General features: G+C 66.8%; 20 protein-coding genes. 12 read left to right on the top strand and 8 right to left on the bottom strand.

Annotation, left to right across the window (positions count from 1 at the left end; genetic code table 11):
• The first annotated feature begins 77 nt into the window (after positions 1-77).
• The 3 genes from VGN82_RS08720 (at position 78) to VGN82_RS08710 (ending at position 2,624) form a co-directional block, all read left to right on the top strand.
• Entirely contained in the window at positions 78-584 is a 507-nt protein-coding gene (locus VGN82_RS08720) for a hypothetical protein (RefSeq protein ID WP_327526617.1), read from the top strand.
• Between the two features lie 340 nt (positions 585-924).
• Positions 925-1,851: an ABC transporter ATP-binding protein gene (locus VGN82_RS08715; protein ID WP_327526954.1), complete on the top strand. Its 927-nt coding sequence runs from the start codon at positions 925-927 to the stop codon at positions 1,849-1,851.
• Positions 1,848-2,624, top strand: coding sequence for an ABC transporter permease (locus VGN82_RS08710; protein ID WP_414644240.1), 777 nt, complete (start codon positions 1,848-1,850; stop codon positions 2,622-2,624). Before VGN82_RS08715 ends, VGN82_RS08710 begins: the two co-directional genes overlap by 4 nt.
• Positions 2,625-2,660: 36 nt before the next feature.
• Here the strand turns inward: VGN82_RS08710 and VGN82_RS08705 are convergent, their stop codons facing one another.
• From VGN82_RS08705 to VGN82_RS08695, 3 genes are all read right to left on the bottom strand, one after another.
• Positions 2,661-3,509 carry a class I SAM-dependent methyltransferase gene (locus VGN82_RS08705; RefSeq protein ID WP_327526616.1) on the bottom strand — a complete coding sequence of 283 codons (849 nt, stop codon included), beginning with the start codon at positions 3,507-3,509 and terminating at the stop codon, positions 2,661-2,663.
• Positions 3,509-4,897: an APC family permease gene (locus VGN82_RS08700; RefSeq protein ID WP_327526615.1), complete on the bottom strand. Its 1,389-nt coding sequence runs from the start codon at positions 4,895-4,897 to the stop codon at positions 3,509-3,511. Before VGN82_RS08700 ends, VGN82_RS08705 begins: the two co-directional genes overlap by 1 nt.
• A 152-nt stretch (positions 4,898-5,049) precedes the next feature.
• Positions 5,050-6,732: a methyl-accepting chemotaxis protein gene (locus tag VGN82_RS08695; RefSeq protein WP_327526614.1), complete on the bottom strand. Its 1,683-nt coding sequence runs from the start codon at positions 6,730-6,732 to the stop codon at positions 5,050-5,052.
• Between the two features lie 149 nt (positions 6,733-6,881).
• Between VGN82_RS08695 and VGN82_RS08690 the strand changes: the two genes are divergently transcribed.
• Entirely contained in the window at positions 6,882-8,504 is a 1,623-nt protein-coding gene (locus tag VGN82_RS08690; RefSeq protein ID WP_327526613.1) for a peptide chain release factor 3, read from the top strand.
• Between the two features lie 159 nt (positions 8,505-8,663).
• Positions 8,664-9,362, top strand: a complete 699-nt coding sequence (locus tag VGN82_RS08685; RefSeq protein WP_327526612.1) for an OmpW/AlkL family protein — start codon at positions 8,664-8,666, stop codon at positions 9,360-9,362.
• A gap of 105 nt (positions 9,363-9,467) precedes the next feature.
• Here the strand turns inward: VGN82_RS08685 and VGN82_RS08680 are convergent, their stop codons facing one another.
• Entirely contained in the window at positions 9,468-9,941 is a 474-nt protein-coding gene (locus VGN82_RS08680; RefSeq protein WP_414644239.1) for an Lrp/AsnC family transcriptional regulator, read from the bottom strand.
• Positions 9,942-10,126: 185 nt separating this feature from the next.
• Here VGN82_RS08680 and VGN82_RS08675 point away from each other — a divergent pair, with 185 nt between their 5' ends.
• The gene (locus tag VGN82_RS08675) at positions 10,127-10,648 is read left to right on the top strand and encodes a cysteine dioxygenase (protein ID WP_327526611.1); all 522 of its coding nucleotides are present in this window, start codon (positions 10,127-10,129) and stop codon (positions 10,646-10,648) included.
• Between the two features lie 88 nt (positions 10,649-10,736).
• Complete coding sequence (locus VGN82_RS08670; RefSeq protein ID WP_327526610.1) at positions 10,737-11,327, top strand: glycoside hydrolase family 19 protein; 591 nt, start codon at positions 10,737-10,739, stop codon at positions 11,325-11,327.
• 10 nt (positions 11,328-11,337) lie between these two features.
• Here the strand turns inward: VGN82_RS08670 and VGN82_RS08665 are convergent, their stop codons facing one another.
• Positions 11,338-12,492 carry a trans-sulfuration enzyme family protein gene (locus VGN82_RS08665; RefSeq protein WP_327526609.1) on the bottom strand — a complete coding sequence of 385 codons (1,155 nt, stop codon included), beginning with the start codon at positions 12,490-12,492 and terminating at the stop codon, positions 11,338-11,340.
• 112 nt (positions 12,493-12,604) lie between these two features.
• On the opposite strand from VGN82_RS08665, the gene VGN82_RS08660 reads away from it, so the two are divergent.
• A complete protein-coding gene (locus VGN82_RS08660) occupies positions 12,605-13,117 on the top strand; it encodes a TspO/MBR family protein (RefSeq protein ID WP_327526608.1) in 513 nt (170 codons plus the stop codon).
• A gap of 13 nt (positions 13,118-13,130) precedes the next feature.
• Here the strand turns inward: VGN82_RS08660 and VGN82_RS08655 are convergent, their stop codons facing one another.
• From VGN82_RS08655 to VGN82_RS08645, 3 genes are all read right to left on the bottom strand, one after another.
• Complete coding sequence (locus VGN82_RS08655) at positions 13,131-13,505, bottom strand: response regulator (protein WP_327526607.1); 375 nt, start codon at positions 13,503-13,505, stop codon at positions 13,131-13,133.
• 4 nt (positions 13,506-13,509) lie between these two features.
• The gene (hpt, locus tag VGN82_RS08650) at positions 13,510-14,070 is read right to left on the bottom strand and encodes a hypoxanthine phosphoribosyltransferase (protein WP_327526606.1); all 561 of its coding nucleotides are present in this window, start codon (positions 14,068-14,070) and stop codon (positions 13,510-13,512) included.
• Positions 14,071-14,212: 142 nt separating this feature from the next.
• Positions 14,213-15,001: a zinc-ribbon domain-containing protein gene (locus VGN82_RS08645; protein ID WP_327526605.1), complete on the bottom strand. Its 789-nt coding sequence runs from the start codon at positions 14,999-15,001 to the stop codon at positions 14,213-14,215.
• A 355-nt stretch (positions 15,002-15,356) separates the two neighbouring features.
• On the opposite strand from VGN82_RS08645, the gene VGN82_RS08640 reads away from it, so the two are divergent.
• The 4 genes from VGN82_RS08640 (at position 15,357) to VGN82_RS08625 (ending at position 18,798) form a co-directional block, all read left to right on the top strand.
• On the top strand, positions 15,357-15,980 hold the full coding sequence (locus tag VGN82_RS08640; protein ID WP_414644257.1) for a cell division ATP-binding protein FtsE: 624 nt from the start codon (positions 15,357-15,359) through the stop codon (positions 15,978-15,980).
• Positions 15,967-16,941, top strand: coding sequence for a cell division protein FtsX (locus VGN82_RS08635; protein ID WP_327526603.1), 975 nt, complete (start codon positions 15,967-15,969; stop codon positions 16,939-16,941). The genes VGN82_RS08640 and VGN82_RS08635 overlap by 14 nt, the downstream gene beginning before the upstream one ends.
• Positions 16,942-17,083: 142 nt before the next feature.
• Entirely contained in the window at positions 17,084-17,986 is a 903-nt protein-coding gene (locus VGN82_RS08630) for a YdcF family protein (RefSeq protein ID WP_327526602.1), read from the top strand.
• A 50-nt stretch (positions 17,987-18,036) separates the two neighbouring features.
• Positions 18,037-18,798, top strand: a complete 762-nt coding sequence (locus tag VGN82_RS08625; protein ID WP_327526601.1) for a lysophospholipid acyltransferase family protein — start codon at positions 18,037-18,039, stop codon at positions 18,796-18,798.
• Positions 18,799-18,872 lie beyond the last annotated feature (74 nt).

Genomic DNA, 18,872 nt, shown 5'->3' with positions numbered 1-18,872 from the left:
TTGCTTTCCATTTGCCGGCGGCCACCTTGCCGCCGACGCGGAAGCGGTTCGCGTCGTGGAGCGGGAGGTTGGCGACGATGAGGAAGGTTCTGTGCGCGTTCGTGTTGGCAGCGATGCTGGTTGGGCCGACGATGGCGGCACGAGCTTGGGCCGCCGCGCTTCCGATCACCGGAGCCGATCCGGTCGCCGTGATCACGACCCCCGACGACTGGAAGCATGGCAAAGTCGAGCGCGGTCTGGAGATCAAGACGCCGGATGAGGAGATCTATATCTGGTTCGAACTCGTGCCACCCGACCAGATCGCAGCGCTGCAGAAGGAGCACGACGCCTACTTCGCCAAGGAAGGCGTGAAATTCACCAGCGCCACCGAAACCGTCGCGCAAGAGGTGAACGGCCGGCCCTGGTCGTTCACCGAGATGCTGGCGACAAGCCCGGATGGCCCTTCGATCGTGCGCTATCTCGGCATCAACCCGAAGGTTGCGAGCGGCAAGATCATCATGATGACCTATTGGGCCTCGCATGAAGGCCATAAGAAACACGACGGCGCAATCAAGACGATGCTCAACAGCATCGCGTTCAAGTAAGTCCTCCGGCGGCACGGAACATTTGGCGCCGGAGCAGCGTTGCCCCCGCATAGGTCGTCACATCCACCTTGGGGGTGCAGCAAATGCGTTCGATAGCTCTTTGGCTGCTCGGAGTTCCGATTCCGATCATCATCCTGCTTTGGTTCTTCATGCGCTGAACCATCGCTCATCGACATGATCGACATGGCCGGGCTCGTCCCGGCCATTCTCGTTTGCGCAACGACACTGCCGACATGGGCTGGCAATGCGAGGCGATAGCCCATTCCTTGCCAGGCAACGCATCGCAGCGTTGCGCCCACCCGCCATCGCATCGTCACCGGAACTGCCCTATATGCCGCCCATGCCAGCGATCATTTCCGTTTCCGGCCTTTCTAAGACCTATGCTTCCGGCTTCCAGGCCCTGAAGTCCCTCGATCTCGACATCCGCCGGGGCGAAATCTTTGCCCTGCTCGGCCCCAACGGCGCGGGGAAGACGACGCTGATCAGCATCATCTGCGGACTGGTCAATCCGAGCACGGGGACGGTGCGGGCCGATGGCCACGACATCGTCGCCGACTACCGCGCCGCCCGCGCCAAGATTGGGCTGGTGCCGCAGGAATTGACCACGGACGCCTTCGAGACCGTGCGCGCCACCGTCGCCTTCAGCCGCGGCCTCTTCGGGAAGGGCAAGGATCCTGCCCTGATCGAACAGGTGCTCAAGGATCTCTCGCTCTGGGACAAGCGCGACACGCAGATCCGCAGGCTCTCGGGCGGAATGAAGCGGCGCGTCATGATCGCCAAGGCGCTCGCCCATGAGCCGCGCATCCTCTTCCTCGACGAGCCCACCGCCGGCGTCGATGTCGAGCTCAGGCAGGACATGTGGCAGCTCGTGCGACGGCTGCGCGACAGCGGCGTCACCATCATCCTGACCACGCATTATATCGAGGAGGCCGAGGAGATGGCCGACCGCGTCGGCGTCATCAGCAAGGGCGAGATCATCCTGGTCGAGGACAAGGTCGAGCTGATGCGCAAGCTCGGCCGCAAGCAGCTCACCTTGAGCCTGCAACAGCCGCTGAGCGCACTGCCCGCCGCGCTCTCCGGGTATGGCCTCGAACTGGCCGCGGGCGGCGAGGAGCTGGTCTACACCTACGACACCAAAGCGGAACGCACCGGCATCACCGCCCTGCTCCACGCCCTCGGCGAGGCCGGCATCCGCTTCAACGACCTGCAGACGAGCCAGAGCTCGCTGGAGGACATCTTCGTCAGCCTCGTGAAGGACCGCCGATGAGCATGACCAGCATCAACTGGCACGCCATCGGAGCGATCTACCGCTTCGAGATGGCGCGCACGCTGCGCACGCCCCTGCAGAGCGTCGTCTCGCCGGTGCTCTCGACCTCGCTCTATTTCGTGGTCTTCGGCGCGGCCATCGGCTCGCGCATGCAGGCCATCGACGGCATCACCTACGGCGCCTTCATCGTGCCGGGCCTGATCATGCTGACGCTGCTGACGCAGAGCATCGCCAACGCCTCCTTCGCGATCTATTTCCCGAAGTTCACCGGCACGATGTACGAGCTGCTCTCCGCGCCGGTCGCCTGGTGGGAGGCGGTGCTCGGCTATGTCGGCGCGGCCGCGACGAAATCAATCGTGCTCGGCCTGATCATCCTGGTGACGGCAACCTTCTTCGTGCCGCTCAGGATCGAGCATCCCGTCTGGATGCTGCTGTTCCTGGTGCTGACGGCGGCAACCTTCAGCCTGTTCGGCTTCATCATCGGCATCTGGGCCGACGGCTTCGAGAAGCTGCAGGTCATCCCGCTGCTGGTCGTGACTCCGCTCGCCTTCCTCGGCGGCTCCTTCTATTCGATCGACATGCTGCCGGGGATCTGGCGGACGATCGCGCTGTTCAACCCGGTCGTCTATCTGATCAGCGGCTTCCGCTGGAGCTTCTTCGGCATCGCCGATGTCGGCGTCGGCGTCAGCCTGGGCATGACGCTCGTCTTCCTCGCCATCTGCATCGCCGCGGTCGGCTGGATCTTCCGCACCGGCTATCGCCTCAAGAACTGAGGCGGCCGCCGGTGCGGTCGCTGCTAGTCGTCGGCGTCAGGTGCTGCTGCGCATCGCCTGCCAGTCCCGAGCCGCGCCCTCCCCCTCGCTGCGGCCGGTGATGCGAGCGCCATCGACCGTGCCGGTGTAGCGGCGGCCATCGATCATGAAGCTGATCTCGCTGCCCTTCATCCTGGCCTGGGAGATCGGCGCCTTCCTGCCGCCTTGCGCGAGGTAGCCTTCCAGCATCTGGAAGGTCTGGGTCAGCCGCAACTCGCCGTCGCCCAGCCGCCAGGTCCCGGCGACCTTCGCCGGCACGACCCAGTGATGGGCGCGGCAGAAGGTCGAGCAATTCTCGGCCAGCACCGCCGTCTCGTCGGGCGTCCAGTCATCCATTGTGAAGCTGTTCGAGACGATGCGCGTGCCCGGCTTCATGTTCAGCAAGGTGGGCCGCAGACGCAGATTGAGCTCCGGCAGCAGGAACAGCGTCACCACCGTCGCATCGGAGAAGTCGGTCTCGAAGATGTCACCACGCTCGAACCGCGCCTTGTCGGAGACGCCTTCGGCTTCGGCATTGCGTTGCGACAACGTCACGAGATCGGCGTTGTACTCGATGCCGCGCGCATTCAGTCCGCGCTTGGCGGCCGCGATGACCGTGCGGCCGTCGCCGGAGCCGAGATCGACCAGCCTGTCGTCCTTCGTCACCTTGGCCATGTCCAGCATCCGCGCCACCAGCGCGTCCTGCGTCGGCACCCAGACGACGTCCTTCCCCGCCTGACCGGACTGCGGCACGTAGGCCGGCACGGTCGGGGTCGTCTTGCCGGCCTGGGCGGGCTGCGCCTGGGCTGCCCCGAGGGCGAGCACGGAGATTGCGCAGGCGGTCGCGAGGGCTCGAAACGTCTTCATCATCTGTCTCCTTGCTGAACGAGTAACGGGCGGGGAGGTGATGGGAGCAGCGCAGGTTCCGGCCCCGAGGGGCGCACCCGGCGCTGGAACAGCAGCAAAGGCAGCCCAGCCAGAACGACCCCGAGCCCGATGAAGGCGCCGTTGCCGGTATAGGCGAGGCTCGCATGCAGCATGTAGAGGCAGCTGAGGCAGAACAGCGCCGGCGTCAGCGGATAGAGCGGGACGCGAAAGGGCAGCGCGCGCGACGGCTCGCGCCAGCGCAGGATCGGGAGCGCCAGCCCGACCAGGAAGAGGAAGGCCCAGAATACGGGGGCGCTGTAGTCGACCATCGCCTGAAAACCGTCTCTGGTGGCGGCACCGAGCGCGACCAGCAGCAACGCGACGGCGCCCTGGGCGAGCAGCCCGTTGGCCGGAGCCCGGCCCCGCTGATCCCACTCGCCGACGCTGGGCAGCAGCGTGATGTCGCGTGCCATGGCGAAATAGACGCGTGCGCCGGTGAAGATCGTGGCGTTCAGCGTCGACAACGCAGCGACGACGATCGCAAGGCTGACGATGAGGGCCCCGGTGTCGCCGGCGACGAGCCGCATCATGTCCGTCGCCACCGCCTGCGAATCGCGCAAGCCGTCGAGCCCGAGAATGGCGAGCAGTGCGGCATTGGCCAGAAGATAGAGCGCGACCAGGATTGCGGTGCCGATCACCAGCACGCGCACCATGTTGCGCCCGGGATTCTTGAGTTCGCCGGACAGATACGCCGCCTCGTTCCAGCCGCCATAGGTCAGCAGCACGAAGATCATCGCCATGCCGAGCGCGGCGGATTCGGGCGTGGTAGAGACGGCCGGCACGGCATCGTCCGCGCTGCCCAGGAAGCCGAAGGCGATGATCGCCGCTATCAGCCCGACCTCGACGAAGGTCACGCCGATCTGGAGCGTCTTGCTCTGCACCGTGCCGGCGACGTTGAGTGCGGTCAGAGCGACGATCGACAAGGCAGCATAGATCGCCGGGCCATGGGGGCCGATCGGCACGATCTGCGCGGCGTAGTCGCCGAGCACGAAGGCGACGGCCGCGATCGCCCCGGTCTGGATGACCGAGCCGCGCGCCCAGCCGAACAGCACGGCCATGGACCGGCCATAGGCCCGTCCGAGAAAATGATACTCGCCGCCGGCATGGGGATGCGCGGCAGCGAGTTCCGCATAGCAGAGCGCCCCGATCAGCGTGACCAGGCCGCCGGCGATCCACACGCCCAGAAAGGCCGCCTCGCTGTCGACGCTGCCGGCGACGAGGGAGGGCGTCTTGAAGATGCCGATACCGACGACGATACCGACCATGATGGTCACGGCATCGAAAATCGACAGCGTCGGTTGCGGATCCGCCTGGTTGGATTGCTGCATGCCGTGTCCCCTGTTCGTCTTTGCGAACAGAGGAACGTGGGAATGCGGCGTTTGGCTGGCCCGGACCGGTCACGAATCCGTCCGAAACGGTCACGGATGCGTCAGGATGGCCATTTTCGGCAGGCCATGCAGCGGCCGCGACTGCAAATCGATCAGGCCGCCTTCATATCCGCGAAGAAGGTCCCAACGGCCGCACGCAGGACCTGCGCCTCGCGCGCGAGGTTCTCGGCAGTGGACAGTGCCTGGCTCGCCGACAGCATCGCGGCCTGGGAGGTCGAGGTCACGCCCTCCATCTGGCTGGCGACGCCGGCGGTGCCGCTCGCGGTTGCTTGCGCGCTGCTGGCGATTTCGGAGGTGGCGATCATCTGCTGGCTCGTTGCTCCGGCGATGGCGACCGTGTGCTGGGCCACCTCGCCCATGACCCTTGCGATGGTCTCGATCGCCGCGACAGCGCCCTGCGTCTCGCTCTCGAAGGCCGCGATCCGCTCGGCGATCTCGTCGGTGGCGAGCGCCGTGCGGCTCGCGAGCAGCTTGACCTCGCCAGCGACGACGGCAAAGCCGCGCCCGGTTTCTCCGGCGCGTGCCGCCTCGATCGTGGCATTGAGCGCGAGCAGGTTGGTCTGGGCCGCGATCTCGCGGATCAATCCGACGACCTTCGCGATGCTCTCGGCCGCGTCGAGCAGGTTGGCGACACTGGTGCGCGCCTTGGCGGCATCGCGCGCGGCGCTCTTGACCACGCTGTCGGTCTGGCCGATCCGGTCGGCGATGTCCGAGATCGACTCCGAGAGCTCCTCGGAAGCGGCGGCGATCGAGCGGACATTGTCGGAAGCGTCGAGCGCCGCCCCGCGCGTCTCGTTCGCCTGCGAGGTCGCGCTGGACGCGACCGCATTCAGGCTGCGCGCCGTCCCTTCCATCTCGTCGACGCTGATCCGGACCGTGTTCAGCACGGAATCGATCCGCACGTTGAAATCGGCGATGAGCTGCTCGCGCCTGGCCATGCGCTTCGCCCGCGCCCCTTCGGCGCCGCGCGCTTCGGCTTCGAGGGCCTCACGAGCCCTGGCATGATCGCGGAACACGGCGACCGATCGTGCCATGTCGCCGATCTCGTCTCGCCGGCCGGTCAGGGGAACCGTCTCGACAGCCTCTGAATCGGCCATCCGGCGCATCGTCGTGGCGAGCACCCGCAGGGGCCGGACCACGCTGCGCGCGACGACGACCACGGTGAGCGTCAGCCCCAGCAGCAAGACTGCCAGCGCTGTCGCGAGCTGGCTGCGGACGCCGTTCTCCTGCAGCAGATTGAGTTCATGATCTATCACACTGCTCACGGAACCATTGGCGGCCGCGAGCTGCTTCAACGACGCATTGAGCGCCTGGCGGTTGCTGCGATTGGCCTCGTTGTTGCTGAATGCATTCACCGCCGCCGGGCCCTCCGTGCGCCCGCGGCGGACCGCCTCCTCGCGGAATGCCACGAAGGCGGAGATCTGGGCGGCTACCTCTTCGAACCGCGCCAAGTCCTTGGCGCTGACCAGAAGCTGCCACTGATCTACGACGGCCCGGATCTCGGCGAGGCTGGCCAGCAGGGGCTGGGCGAAGCGTTCAACCTCCTGCGCATCGCTGCTCATGATGATGCCGCGGGTATCCATCACCACCGCGTTGACGAGGCCGTTCATGCGTTCTGCCATCAGCACCCGCGCCGACGCCGATTGCATCTCGTCGGTCATCTCGGCGTAGCGGCTGAGCGTCTGGATGCCCATGAGGATGGTGATGAACGCGGCAACCCCGAGCAGTGCGACGCTCGCGAATATCTGGCCCGAGATCCTGCGCAGGGCGCCCATCGCTAATGAGGTCTCTCGTTTTGCGGCCCGGGCGCCCGCTCGCGATCCCGGAGACGCCAGCATCGGATACAATGATTAATCCGGCGTAATTGGCGAGCGCGGGACGGCCGCGATTGACTTCGGCGGCCTCATCCTGTTCTCACACCGCCATGACCGACATCCAGACCTTCGAGGCGTCCGCGGCGAGCGCCGCCCCGCATGCGCGCCGGCGCACCTTCGCGATCATCTCGCACCCCGACGCCGGCAAGACCACGCTGACCGAGAAGCTGCTCTATTTCGGCGGCGCGATTCAGCTCGCGGGCGAGGTGCGCGCCAAGCAGGGCCGCCGCCAGACCTCCTCGGACTGGATGAAGATCGAGCGCCAGCGCGGCATCTCGGTCGTCACCTCGGTGATGACCTTCGAATATGGCGGCCACGTCTTCAACCTGCTGGACACGCCGGGCCACGAGGACTTCTCCGAGGACACCTATCGCACGCTGACCGCGGTCGACAGCGCCATCATGGTCATCGACGCCGCCAAGGGCATCGAGGACCGCACCAAGAAGCTGTTCGAGGTCTGCCGCCTGCGCGACATCCCGATCGTCACCTTCATCAACAAGGTCGACCGCGAGACGCGCGACCCCTTCGACCTCATCAACGAGATCGAGAACACGCTGGCCCTCGACGTCGCGCCGATGACCTGGCCGGTCGGGCGTGGCCGCGAATTCGTCGGTACCTATGACCTCAAGGCCAACAGCTTCCGCCGCAACCAGAAGGGCGACGAGACCGCCGAGGACCAGAAGGTCTCGGGCTGGGACGACAAGCTGTTCGACGAGCTCCTGCCGCATGGCGCAGCCGAACATTGGCGCGAGGAGGTCTTCCTCGCCAGCGAGGGCCTGAAGCCCTTCGATCTCGAGGCCTTCCGCGAGGGCCACCTGACGCCGCTCTATTTCGGCGCGGCACTGCGCGATTACGGCGTGCGCGACCTGATCGATGCGCTGGGAGCCTATGCGCCGAGCCCGCGTGCCCAGATCGCCGACAAGCGCGCGATCGAGGCCGACGAGCCGAAGATGACCGGCTTCGTCTTCAAGATCCAGGCGAACATGGATCCGAACCACCGCGACCGCATCGCCTTCATGCGTGTCTGCTCGGGTAAGCTCTCGCGCGGCATGAAGGCCAAGCTCGTCCGCACCGGCAAGCCGATGCCGCTCAACGCGCCGCAGTTCTTCTTCGCCCGCGACCGCTCGATCGCGGAGGAAGCCTATGCCGGTGACATCGTCGGCCTGCCCAACCACGGCACGCTGCGCATCGGCGACACCCTCACCGAGGGCGAGGATGTGATCTTCAAGGGCGTGCCGTCCTTCGCGCCGGAAATCCTGCGTCGCGTCAAGCTGAAGGACGCGATGAAGGCCAAGAAGCTGCGCGAGGCGCTGCAGCAGATGGCCGAGGAAGGCGTTGTCCAGATCTTCCTGCCGCATGACGGCGCCCCCGCCATCGTCGGCGTCGTCGGCGCGCTGCAGCTCGACGTGCTCAAGGAACGCATGGACGTCGAGTACTCGCTGCCCGTCGATTTCGAGCCTTGCCAGTTCTCGATCGCGCGCTGGGTCTCCTCGGAGGACAAGGCCGCGCTGCAGAAATTCGTCGGGCTGAAGCCGTCCTCGATGGCCGACGATCTCGACGGCGACCCGGTCTTCATGGCCTCCAGCCAGTTCACGCTGAAATACGACGCCGAGCGCGCGCCGGACGTGACCTTCTCCGATGTGAAGGACTACCAGAAGGTCGCCAAGGCCTGATCTGGCCACCCGCTCTGTGACCCCGATGTCACAGGCTTCCAGGCCCATGTCCAGATTTGATCCCGGTCAAATCAAATCGAGCGGAATCGGCGCTGTTGGGGAAACGAGCTGCGGGCGCGCCGTCGCGCCTCGCGCTCTCGATCCCTGGGGGCCACCGCCATGTCACGCACGATCCATCTTTCCGCCTGCGCCACGCTGCTCGCTGCGACCGCGCTGACCGCCCCGTTCGCTTCAGTGCATGCCGCCGACCTGCCGTCGGCCAAGGCGGCGCCGATCGCCCCGATCATGACCCAGTGGAGCCCGTGGATGATCCGCGGCCGCGCCCTCGTCGTCGTCCCTCAGGAGGAAGCCAGGCTCAAGCTCGGCGGCGCGCCGATCGTCGGCGGCGACGTCAACATCTCGAACTCGGTCGTCCCCGAACTCGACATCAGCTACTTCTTCACCAAGAACATCGCCGTCGAGCTCATTCTTGGCGTCACCCCGCACAACGTGAAGGGTGCCGGCGCCCTCGCGGGTGCGCGCATCGGCTCCGCCTGGCTACTGCCGCCGACCCTGATGCTGCAGTACCACTTCACCGATCTCGGCGCCTTCAAGCCCTATGTCGGCGTCGGCGTGAACTACACCGTCTTCTTCAACGAGAAGGCGAAGGGCGGCTTCACCAGCTTCGACCTCAAGGACAGCTTCGGTGTCGCACTGCAGGCCGGCTTCGACTACATGATCGACAAGAACTGGGGCATCAACTTCGACGTTAAGAAGATTTTCCTCGAACCCAAGGTGAAGGTCAACAACGGCCTCGTCTCCGGCAAGGTCAAGATCGATCCCTGGCTGATCGGCACCGGCATCACCTACCGCTTCTGAATAACCAACCCATCCTAGCAAGGTTCGGCTCGGGAGGAAGAGTAGCGGCAATGCCGCTATTCTTCCTCCCGAGCCCTCGTTCCCCAACCGAGACCGATTCCGCCCTTATGTCTCGGCGAAGCCGAGCGGGATCGCGGTGGTCGACTTCAGTTCCTCCATCGCGAACATCGAGGTCACATCGTTGAGATCGATCCGAGAGATCAGCTTCTTGTAGAGCGCATCATAGGCCGCGATGTCGCTGACGCAGGCCTTGAGCAGATAGTCGATCTCGCCGCTCATCCGGTAGAAGTCCACGATCTCGGGCAGGTCGTGCACGGCCGCGTGGAAGCGCTCGAGCCATTCCATCGAATGCCGCGCCGTCTTGACCGCGATGAAGACGGTGACGCCGGCCTGCAGCTTGGCCCGGTCGAGCAGGGCGACGCGCTTGCGGATATAGCCCGCCGCCTCCAGCTTCTGCACCCGCCGCCAGCACGGCGTCGACGATAGCCCGACGGCATCCGCGAGTTCGGCCAGCGGCAGGCTCGCATCCTCCTGCAGCCGCGCCAGGATGCGAAGATCGAAGGCGTCCAGCTTGGCCATGGCCTCTCCGGCGGAATTTGGAATGCACGACGCGCCTGAAATCCAGACATCGCAAAAATTTTCTACATCATGCGTCAAAATTGGCAATGAATTTCGAATTGGCAGCAGATAGCAGCAAGATCGCAAACTCGTTTCGCCGTGCGGAGATATCCTGATGCCATCATCGAATCCGGGGGGACGACGGCATGCAGGGTTTTCTGAACGAGGAGAGGCGCGGGGCCGTCCTGCGCAGCCTGCGGACGGATGAAGGCACGCTCTCGCGCGACTATCTCGCGGCCGCGCGCAGCGTCCTTCACGAGCTCGTCGCGATACCCGATCTCGTCCAGCGCCTGCCGCTCGAGCGCAAGCCCGGCGGCTATGCCCGCAACCTGCTCGCTGGCAACGATGCCGTCAGTGTCTGGGCCATGGTCTGGAGCCCAGGAGCCGCCACCTCGATTCACGATCACCATTGCTCGTGCTGCTTCGGCGTCGTCTCCGGCACAGTCACCGAGACCTGGTATCGTGCCATCGACGAGAAGCGCGCAGTTGCGAACGCGCAGCACGACCGCGTCCCCGGCTATGTCGCCTGCATGCTGCCAAGCGGCCCCAACATCCATCGCATGTGCAATTTCGGCAGCCAGGACGCGATCTCGATCCACATCTACGGCTTCGACCATGAGGCCCACGCTTCCTCGATCGAGACGGAATACACCGCCGTCGAGGGCTGACCTCTCCCAGCACGGGGACATCCCCGTCCACTTATCCCCGCGCCAGCGCGCGCCGCGATGATGGCTCCCCGTGAAGGAGGAGCCATCCATGTCCATGCGAGCATCGGGCGCAGACGCGCCTGCCGCGCCCGGCACTCCGCCGGTCCTGGCCGTCACCGCCCAGCGCTTGCTACGCCTGGCCCCGGCGGGAAAGCCCGCGATCATCGCCGGCATCGCGACCCATTTCGACGGCCTCGCAGCAGCTTCGGGCATCACGACCCGCCTGCGCCTGTGCCATTTCCTGGCGCAGGCCGCCCATGAGACCGATCGCTTCCGCACGCTCGAAGAATATGGCGGCGTCGCCTACTTCGTCCGCTACGAGGGCCGACGCGATCTCGGCAACACGCAGGCCGGCGACGGCGCGCGCTACCATGGTCGCGGCATGTTCCAGCTCACCGGCCGCTTCAACTATCGCCGCTACGGCGGACTGATCGGCATCGACCTCGAGGCCGAGCCGGAACGTGCAAAGGAACCGGCCGTCTCGCTCGCCGTCGCCTTCGCCTATTGGCGCGATCGTGCCTGCAACGAAGCCGCCGATGCCGACGACATCGCCGCCGTGACGAAGCGGATCAATGGCGGGCGCAACGGGCTGGCGGAACGCGCGCGGCTGCTCGCGGCGGCGAAGGCGATCTGGCCCTGAGCTCCGCGCGTCAGCCGTGCCCGGCCTTCAACGCCTGGTCGAGATCCCCATAGAGATCCTCAAGATCCTCGATGCCGGTCGACAGCCGCAGCAGATCCGGCGGGCAAGGCGAGCCGGCGCCCTCGATCGAGGCCCGATGTTCGATCAGGCTCTCGACGCCGCCGAGCGAGGTCGCACGCTTGTAGAGTTCGACATGGGCGGCCGCCTTGACCGCAGCGGCCTCGCCGCCGACGACCTGGACGGAGAGCATGTAGCCGAAGCCGCCTTCCATCTGCCGCGCCGCGATGTCGTGGCCGGGATGCTGCGGCAGGCCGGGATAGAGCACGCGCGCCACCAGCGGATGGGCTGACAGCCGCTGCGCCAATGCCATGGCCGAGGCGCTCTGGCGCTCCTGCCGCACATGGAGCGTGCGCATGCCGCGCATCAGCAGATAGGCCTCGAACGGGCCGAGGATCCCGCCCTGCCCCTTGCGCACCGTCTTGATACGGTTCCAGAACTCGTCGTCCTCGCGGGCGCAGAGCGCACCGGCGACCACATCGGAGTGGCCGTTCAGAACCTTGGTCGCCGCATGCATGACGATGTCGGCACCGAGCGCCAGCGGGCGCGTGTGAACCGGCGAGGCGCAGGTGGAATCGACCGCGAGCTTGGCGCCGGCCTTGTGGGAGATTTCGGCGGCGGCCGCGATGTCGGTGATCGTCCAGAGCGGGTTCGACGGCGTCTCGGCCCAGACCAGCTTGGTCTTGCCCGGCTTCACGGCGGCGGCGAGCGCCGCAAGGTCGTCGGTCTCGACGAACTCGATGACGAGGCCCCAGCGCGTTGCCTCGGTCAGTAGCCAGGCACGCAGCGCCCAGTACATCACCTTCGATGCCACGACATGATCGCCCGGCGAGAGCGCCTGGAAGACAGCGGTCGCTGCGGCCATCCCCGAGCCGAACAGCAGCGCCCCGGCCTTGGCCTGCTCCAGCATGGCGAGCACGCTCTCGGCCTCGCGCGTCGTTTCATTGTCGGGCCGGCCATAGATGAAGCCGGTGGAATAGCCGTTGTCCTCGTCGCGGATATAGGTCGTCGAGACATGGATCGGCGGCACGACACCCTTCGTCGTCGGATCGATCTTGCCCATGGCCTGCGCGGCGAGAGAGCGGGGGTGAAGCTGGCGCTTGGACATGGGAAATCCACAAAAGTTCCATGAGGGACCGGAATACCATCTGGCGCATGCTGCAGGTCGGACGCAAGGCCGCGCCCTTGTCCTGCCTGCAGGCGGCCCCCATCATCCGCTCATGGACAGCGTCACCCCCAACTCCAGCTCCGCCGGCCTCCCTCCGATCTGGGCCGCGCTCGCGATCGCGATCCTGCCCGTGGTTGCTGCCTCGCTCGCGGGCAGCGCGGCGACTTTGCCGCAGATTCCAGGCTGGTATGCCGGCCTCGCCAAACCTTCCTTCAATCCGCCGAACTGGATTTTCGGGCCTGTCTGGACCGCGCTCTATGCGCTGATGGCCTTCTCCGTCTTCCGCATCCTGCGCGTGCCGGTGGGCGCGGCCGGCCGACGCCGCGCGCTGCTGGTTTATCACCTGCAGCTCTTGCTCAATATCAGCTGGTCGTTCGCCTTCTTTGGCGCCAACAGCCCGCTCGCCGGCCTCGTCGTCATCATCCCGCTACTGGCGGCGATCGCGGCCACGATCGCGGCCTTTCGACCCTTGGACCGCTTGGCCGCGAACCTGCTCTGGCCTTATCTCGCCTGGGTCTCGTTCGCGACCCTGCTGAACGCCTCGATCTGGTGGCTCAACCGCTGACGCTCGCGCGATCTCAGCCGATCGAGCGCTCGATCACGTTCATCACCGTCGTCCGCAGCTCGGCGATGGTGAAGGGCTTGGTCATCACCTCGGCGACGATCGCATCGAGGCTTCGGGCGCGTTCGCGCTGCTCGGCATAGCCCGTCATCAGCATGATCGTGAGGTCGGGAAAGGCCTGCTTGGCAGCAAGCGCCAGCGCGATCCCGTCCATCAGAGGCATGCGGATATCCGTGAGCAGCAGGTCGAAATGCCCGTTCTCCGCCATCAGCACATCCAGAGCCTCGGCCCCGTCGGACGCCGTCAGGCAGGTGTGCCCGTCCAGGGTCAGGCCGCGTGCCACCAGCGTCCGCAAGGGCTCCTCGTCATCGACGACCAGAATGCGCGACATGGCTTCAGATCCCGGGAAAGCCGGCCTGATCGGCTGTCTCGATGACGCCGACATAGGGCAGTTGCCGGTAGGAATGGGCCACGTCCATGCCGTAGCCGACGACGAAATAGTCAGGGCATTCGAAGCCGACATAATCCGGCGTGAGGTTGACCGCCCGCTTGCCCGGCTTCTCCAGCAGCACCACCGTGGAAACCTTGGAGGCGCCACGCGCTGCCAGCAGGTCCTTGGCGAAGGTGAGCGTACGGCCCGATTCGAGGATATCGTCGACGAGCAGGACTTCGCGACCGCGGACATCGCTCTGCACGTCGCGCAGGATCTCGACCTGGCCGGAGGAGATGGTGGCCGCGCGGTAGCTCGACAGATGCACGAACTCCACCTGCGGCGACATGCCGGCGCGGTGCATGGCGCGGATCAGGTCGGCGACGAACATGAAGCTGCCCTTGAGCACGGCCACGACGAGCAGGTCCGGCGGCGCGGTCGCCGCGATCGCCTCCGCCATCTCCTCGTTGCGGCGCGCGATCGCGGCCTCGTCGTAAAGCACCCTGATGCGCCGTGGCTCGGACATGGTCTCGTCATCCTTTCGCACTGCGCCGCCGGCTGGCCTCGACGGGGCCGGGCGCGAATGCGGTTCATGCAATGATCGTGTCAGGTTAGAGCGCTGGAGCCGGCGTGGATAGGGCCATGCGCCGAATGCCGCAGCCCGATGGCTAATGGCCGCTTGACGCCGCCGTCGGCGCGGCGCTCGCGAAACGCACCAGGACCGACTGCCCTCCTGCCGGCGGAGCGGCCAGCCGGGCCCGGAAGCGCATCAGCTCCGACGGCTCGAGCTCGCTGCGCGGCGGGTCGGTCTTCCAGCTGTAGAGCGTCTGCCCGCTTGCATCCTTCACCGCGACCTCGATCGACGGGACCTTGGCATTGCCCTTGGTGATGTTGGTCACGTCGCCCTCGACGACGAGAAAGCGCCCCGCCATGTCGTCGACCAGCCCACTTTCGACCGCACTCAGCTTCAGGCCGCGGATATTGACCGGGAAGCCCAGCGTTTCGAAGACCGAAGCGAGCTGCGGCGCCACGCGCGCCGCTCGATCGCGCTGCCAGAGCAGGACACCGAACAGGGCGAGCCCTGCCAGGGAGAGTGCGACCGGAACGGTGGCCGCCTGCATGCGCGGCTTCCTGGCCTTGGCGATTACCTTGCGGGCTGTCCGGCCCGCGCCGCGCCTGGCGCGACCGGGCGGCTCGCCCGGCGGCTCGACCACAGGCTCGACCGTCTGCTCGGCCGCCAGCGCCGAAACCTGCGCCTCGATCGCCGCTGCCTGTTCCAGCTCGGCGTTGAGCAGCGCCTGCGTCTCCTCGGCGGTCGGCACCTCCGGCAGCTCGGGCTCCGGCGCGACGTGCCACAAGGCCTGGCAACTGGCGCAACGCACCTTGCGGCCATCGGGACCGAGCTTGGCGGCGTCGAGTTCGTAGCGACTGGCGCAGGATGGGCAGACGATCAGCATGGCGTGGGTCGGCGGCTCCTTGGCGTGCCCTGGCTTTGCGTGTGTTCTGCGCCCGCTTCCGCGGATGCAGCCCTATTGGCCGCGATCATGGTTAACGCCGCGTGAAGAACTCTGGCCCATGCTCCGGATTCACGCGCGCGTTCCGGGAGGCGACGCAAGCGGTGTAGGATCGGCCGCAGAGATTCGCGGCGTAGCATCGGCCCGGGGAGTGAAATCCGGTTTTCGGACAAGCCGATGCGAAACTGAATGGCGGCTCATCAGGGCGAACGCGGCGTTCGATCCGAGGAGCCGAACGGCGAAGCTGGCGAGGAAGCACGAATTGGTTCGGTTCGAGAATGTCGGCCTGCGATATGGAATGGGCCCGGAGGTGCTGAAGGACATCAACTTCAGCATCGCGCCGCGCTCCTTCCAGTATCTCACCGGGCCGTCGGGTGCCGGCAAGACGACCCTGATGCGCCTCGTCCTGATGGCGCTGCAGCCGACTCGCGGGCTGGTCCACCTGTTCGGTCAGGATGTCTCGCGCCTCGATGCGGCGACACTGACGGCTTTCCGCCGCCGCATGGGCGTGGTCTTCCAGGACTTCCGCCTGCTCGACCACCTGACCGTCTACGAGAACGTATCGCTGCCGCTGCGCGTGCTCGGCAAGGAAGAAGCCAGCTACCGCGCCGAGGTCGTCGAACTGCTGCGCTGGGTCGGCCTGGGCGAGCGCATGCACGCCGTGCCACCGGTGCTGTCGGGCGGCGAGAAGCAGCGCGCGGCCATTGCCAGGGCGCTGATCGGCCGGCCCGAGCTGCTGCTCGCCGACGAGCCGACCGGCAATGTCGATCCCGCCCTCGGCCGCCGCCTGCTGCGCCTGTTCATGGAACTGCAGTCGCTCGGCACCGCCGTGGTGATCGCGACGCATGACCTCGCCCTGATGGAACTCTACGACGCGCCGCGCCTCGTCCTCGCCGATGGCCATCTCCATGTCGATGCCTGACCCCCGCAGCCACACGTCCGAACATGAGGAGCGGGCGCTGCCGAGCAATCTCAAGCGCGACCAGCCGCTCGTCCCGGTCGATTCGATCGCCGGCCGCGCGCTGATGGCAGTGATCGCGATCCTGACGTTCCTGGCGGCGCTCAGTGCCGGTGCAGCGGTGCTCGCCGCGCGAGCCTCCGAACAATGGCGCAGTGCCGTCGCCAACGAGATGACGATCCAGATCCGGCCGGACACGCGCCGCGACATCGAGGCCGACATCGCGCGCGCCGCGGCGATGGCCCAGGCCGTCGACGGCATCGAATCCGTGCGCGCCGTACCGAGGGCCGAATCCGACAAGCTGCTCGAACCCTGGCTCGGTGCGGGGCTGGACCTCGTCGAGCTGCCCGTGCCGCGGCTCATCGTGCTCAAGCTCAGGCCGGGCAACGGCCCGGATCTTGCCGCCTTCGGGGCGGCGTTGCGGCGCGAGGTTCCAACCGCGATCCTCGACGATCATCGCCTCTGGGTCCGCAGGCTTTCGACCATGGCGAGCACGATCATCATGTCCGGCGCGACGGTCGTGCTGCTCGTCCTGACCGCCGCGGCTCTCGCGGTTGCCTTCGCCACGCGCGGCGCAATGGCCGGCAGCCGCGACAGCGTCGAGGTGCTGCACCTCGTCGGCGCGGACGACGACTTCATCGCACGCGAGTTCCAGAGCCGCTTCGTCAGACTCGGTCTCAGGGGCGGGGCGGCCGGCGGGTTCGCCGCGATCCTCGTCATCGCCCTGCTGGGCTGGCTGTCCTCGCGCTGGAGTGCGGCCCCGGAGGCCGAGCAGCTCCAGGCGATGTTCGGCGCCTTCGAGATCGGCTGGTCGGGCTATGTCGCGGTGCTTCTCGTGGCGGTGGTCGTGGCCGCCATCGCGGGACTCGTCTCGCGCTTCACCGTCAGGCATTATCTGCGCGTGCTGGCCGGGGGGGCAGCCTGATGTCGATCCATGCGCGGGGAAACGCCGCCCAGCCGGCGCTCCTGACCGAAGCCGATCCGACCGGCCTGCGGGACCGCAGCGCTGGCGCAGGCATTGCCGTGCTTACGCCCGATTGCCGCTGTAACCAGCGGGAGTCATGACGATGATCGGCACCAGGCGCGAGCAACTGGCCCAAAAGGCACCGGCCCACGATCGGCTGGCCCAGGAGCGACTGGCGCAAGTGCGACCGGACCTAGAGCGGCTGGGCCGTGAGCAGTTCGCCCGCGAACGGCCGACCTTCCTCGCGCCTAGCCCGGACCCGGCAGCCGCAGCCGGCACGCGACGGGTGAGCCTGCGGCGCGTCGCGCTCCGGAGCGCGCTCGCACTGCTCGTCGTCACAGGCGCGGCGCTGGCCTTCGGCTATGTCCGATTCGCCTCAGGCATCGCCAGCCGCGAGCCGGTCGCGGTGCCTCGCACCGACGCCATCGTCGTGGTCACCGGCGGCTCGCAGCGCATCGGCGATGCCATCGGCCTGCTCGGAGCCGAGAGAGGCTCGCGACTGCTGATCAGCGGCGTCAACGAGAAGACCGGCCGCGAGGAACTGGCCAAGCTCAATCCGTCGGCCCGCGAACTCCTGGCCTGCTGCGTCGATCTCGACTATCGCGCCCGCAACACGATCGGCAACGCCATCGAGACGCGGCGCTGGCTGCGCAAGCATGGCTTCGGCTCGCTGCTGGTCGTGACCTCGAACTATCATATGCCGCGCACCCTGGCGGAGTTCGCGCATGCGATGCCCGGCGTCCGCCTCGTCCCACATCCGGTTGTGCCCGACCAGATCGACACGAGCGGCTGGTGGAACCGCTGGAGCACGCTCAAGGTGCTCGCCCCGGAATATGTCAAATATCTCGCGGCCCGCCTGCGCAGCACGGTCGAGAGCGACCCCGAGACCTCGCGGCTCTCCGTCATCGTCGGAGGCCGCAAGCCCGTCTCGGCCAAGCCCGCGGAGCCACCGGCGCCCGAGCAGGAAAGACGCAGCCAGGTGAAAAACAGCCGCCATGACGGTTGAATCCCGCCTCCGTGCTTGACGGCGGCGGGGCCGCAAGTTCTTTGCGCGCCATGCTCATCCTGCGCTCCCTCGTCTTCAACGTCCTGTTCTACGTGAACCTCGCCCTCTGGCTGCTCTTCGCGGCCTTTCCGGCGCTACTGCTGCCGCGACGCGTGATGCTCGCCATCACGGTCGCCTGGGCGCGCACCGCGCTCTGGCTGCTGCGAGTCGTCGCCGGGACGCGTTACGAGATCATCGGGCGCGAGAACATCCCGCCTGGCGGGATGATCGTCGCCGCGAAGCACCAGTCATTCTGGGAAACCTTCGTGATGATGACGCTCTTCGAGGACCCGATCTTCATCCTCAAGCGCGAACTGACCTGGATCCCGTTCTTTGGCTGGTGCCTGCACAAGTTCAGGATGATCCCGGTCGATCGCGGTGGCCGGGCGCGCGCGCTGGCCCAGGTCACGCGCCGCGCCAAGATCGAACTCCGCGACAATGGCCGCCAGCTCCTGATCTTCCCCGAAGGCACGCGCCGCCCCGCCGGCGCGCCTCCGGCCTACAAATTCGGCATCGCCCATCTCTATGCCGAGCTGAAGCTGCCCTGCCTGCCGGTCGCACTGAACTCCGGCCTCTATTGGCCCCGCCGCAAGTTCCTGCGCCTGCCAGGGACGATCCGCCTCGAAATCCTGCCGCCGATCGCGCCCGGGATGGACAAGACCGCTTTCCAGGCCCTGCTTCAGGACACGATCGAGACCGCGAGCGACCGGCTGCTTGCGCAAGGTCGCGCCGAGCTGGCGACGCTCGGCTTGGATCCGCTCGCCAACCCTTGATCCACTCGATCGACTGCTGACAGGTCGCGGCAGCAGCGCGAGTCCCCGCGACCGCACGCCCGTCGACGCGCCCT

It is taken from the genome of Allobosea sp., assembly GCF_035999205.1.
GTDB lineage: Bacteria > Pseudomonadota > Alphaproteobacteria > Rhizobiales > Beijerinckiaceae > Allobosea.
This window is presented reverse-complemented; position numbering and strand designations above follow the sequence as displayed.

Coding starts and splice junctions, on each gene's coding strand:
- VGN82_RS08665 (WP_327526609.1), bottom strand. CDS start 12,492: ATGTCCAAGCGCCAGCTTCACCCCCGCTCTCTCGCCGCGCAGGCCATG.
- VGN82_RS08670 (WP_327526610.1), top strand. CDS start 10,737: ATGTCCATGCGAGCATCGGGCGCAGACGCGCCTGCCGCGCCCGGCACT.
- VGN82_RS08655 (WP_327526607.1), bottom strand. CDS start 13,505: ATGTCGCGCATTCTGGTCGTCGATGACGAGGAGCCCTTGCGGACGCTG.
- VGN82_RS08625 (WP_327526601.1), top strand. CDS start 18,037: ATGCTCATCCTGCGCTCCCTCGTCTTCAACGTCCTGTTCTACGTGAAC.
- VGN82_RS08630 (WP_327526602.1), top strand. CDS start 17,084: ATGATCGGCACCAGGCGCGAGCAACTGGCCCAAAAGGCACCGGCCCAC.
- VGN82_RS08640 (WP_414644257.1), top strand. CDS start 15,357: ATGGGCCCGGAGGTGCTGAAGGACATCAACTTCAGCATCGCGCCGCGC.
- VGN82_RS08675 (WP_327526611.1), top strand. CDS start 10,127: ATGCAGGGTTTTCTGAACGAGGAGAGGCGCGGGGCCGTCCTGCGCAGC.
- VGN82_RS08635 (WP_327526603.1), top strand. CDS start 15,967: ATGTCGATGCCTGACCCCCGCAGCCACACGTCCGAACATGAGGAGCGG.
- VGN82_RS08700 (WP_327526615.1), bottom strand. CDS start 4,897: ATGCAGCAATCCAACCAGGCGGATCCGCAACCGACGCTGTCGATTTTC.
- VGN82_RS08685 (WP_327526612.1), top strand. CDS start 8,664: ATGTCACGCACGATCCATCTTTCCGCCTGCGCCACGCTGCTCGCTGCG.
- VGN82_RS08660 (WP_327526608.1), top strand. CDS start 12,605: ATGGACAGCGTCACCCCCAACTCCAGCTCCGCCGGCCTCCCTCCGATC.
- VGN82_RS08695 (WP_327526614.1), bottom strand. CDS start 6,732: ATGGGCGCCCTGCGCAGGATCTCGGGCCAGATATTCGCGAGCGTCGCA.
- VGN82_RS08720 (WP_327526617.1), top strand. CDS start 78: ATGAGGAAGGTTCTGTGCGCGTTCGTGTTGGCAGCGATGCTGGTTGGG.
- VGN82_RS08645 (WP_327526605.1), bottom strand. CDS start 15,001: ATGCTGATCGTCTGCCCATCCTGCGCCAGTCGCTACGAACTCGACGCC.
- VGN82_RS08715 (WP_327526954.1), top strand. CDS start 925: ATGCCAGCGATCATTTCCGTTTCCGGCCTTTCTAAGACCTATGCTTCC.
- VGN82_RS08680 (WP_414644239.1), bottom strand. CDS start 9,941: ATGGCCAAGCTGGACGCCTTCGATCTTCGCATCCTGGCGCGGCTGCAG.
- VGN82_RS08690 (WP_327526613.1), top strand. CDS start 6,882: ATGACCGACATCCAGACCTTCGAGGCGTCCGCGGCGAGCGCCGCCCCG.
- hpt (WP_327526606.1), bottom strand. CDS start 14,070: ATGTCCGAGCCACGGCGCATCAGGGTGCTTTACGACGAGGCCGCGATC.
- VGN82_RS08710 (WP_414644240.1), top strand. CDS start 1,848: ATGAGCATGACCAGCATCAACTGGCACGCCATCGGAGCGATCTACCGC.
- VGN82_RS08705 (WP_327526616.1), bottom strand. CDS start 3,509: ATGAAGACGTTTCGAGCCCTCGCGACCGCCTGCGCAATCTCCGTGCTC.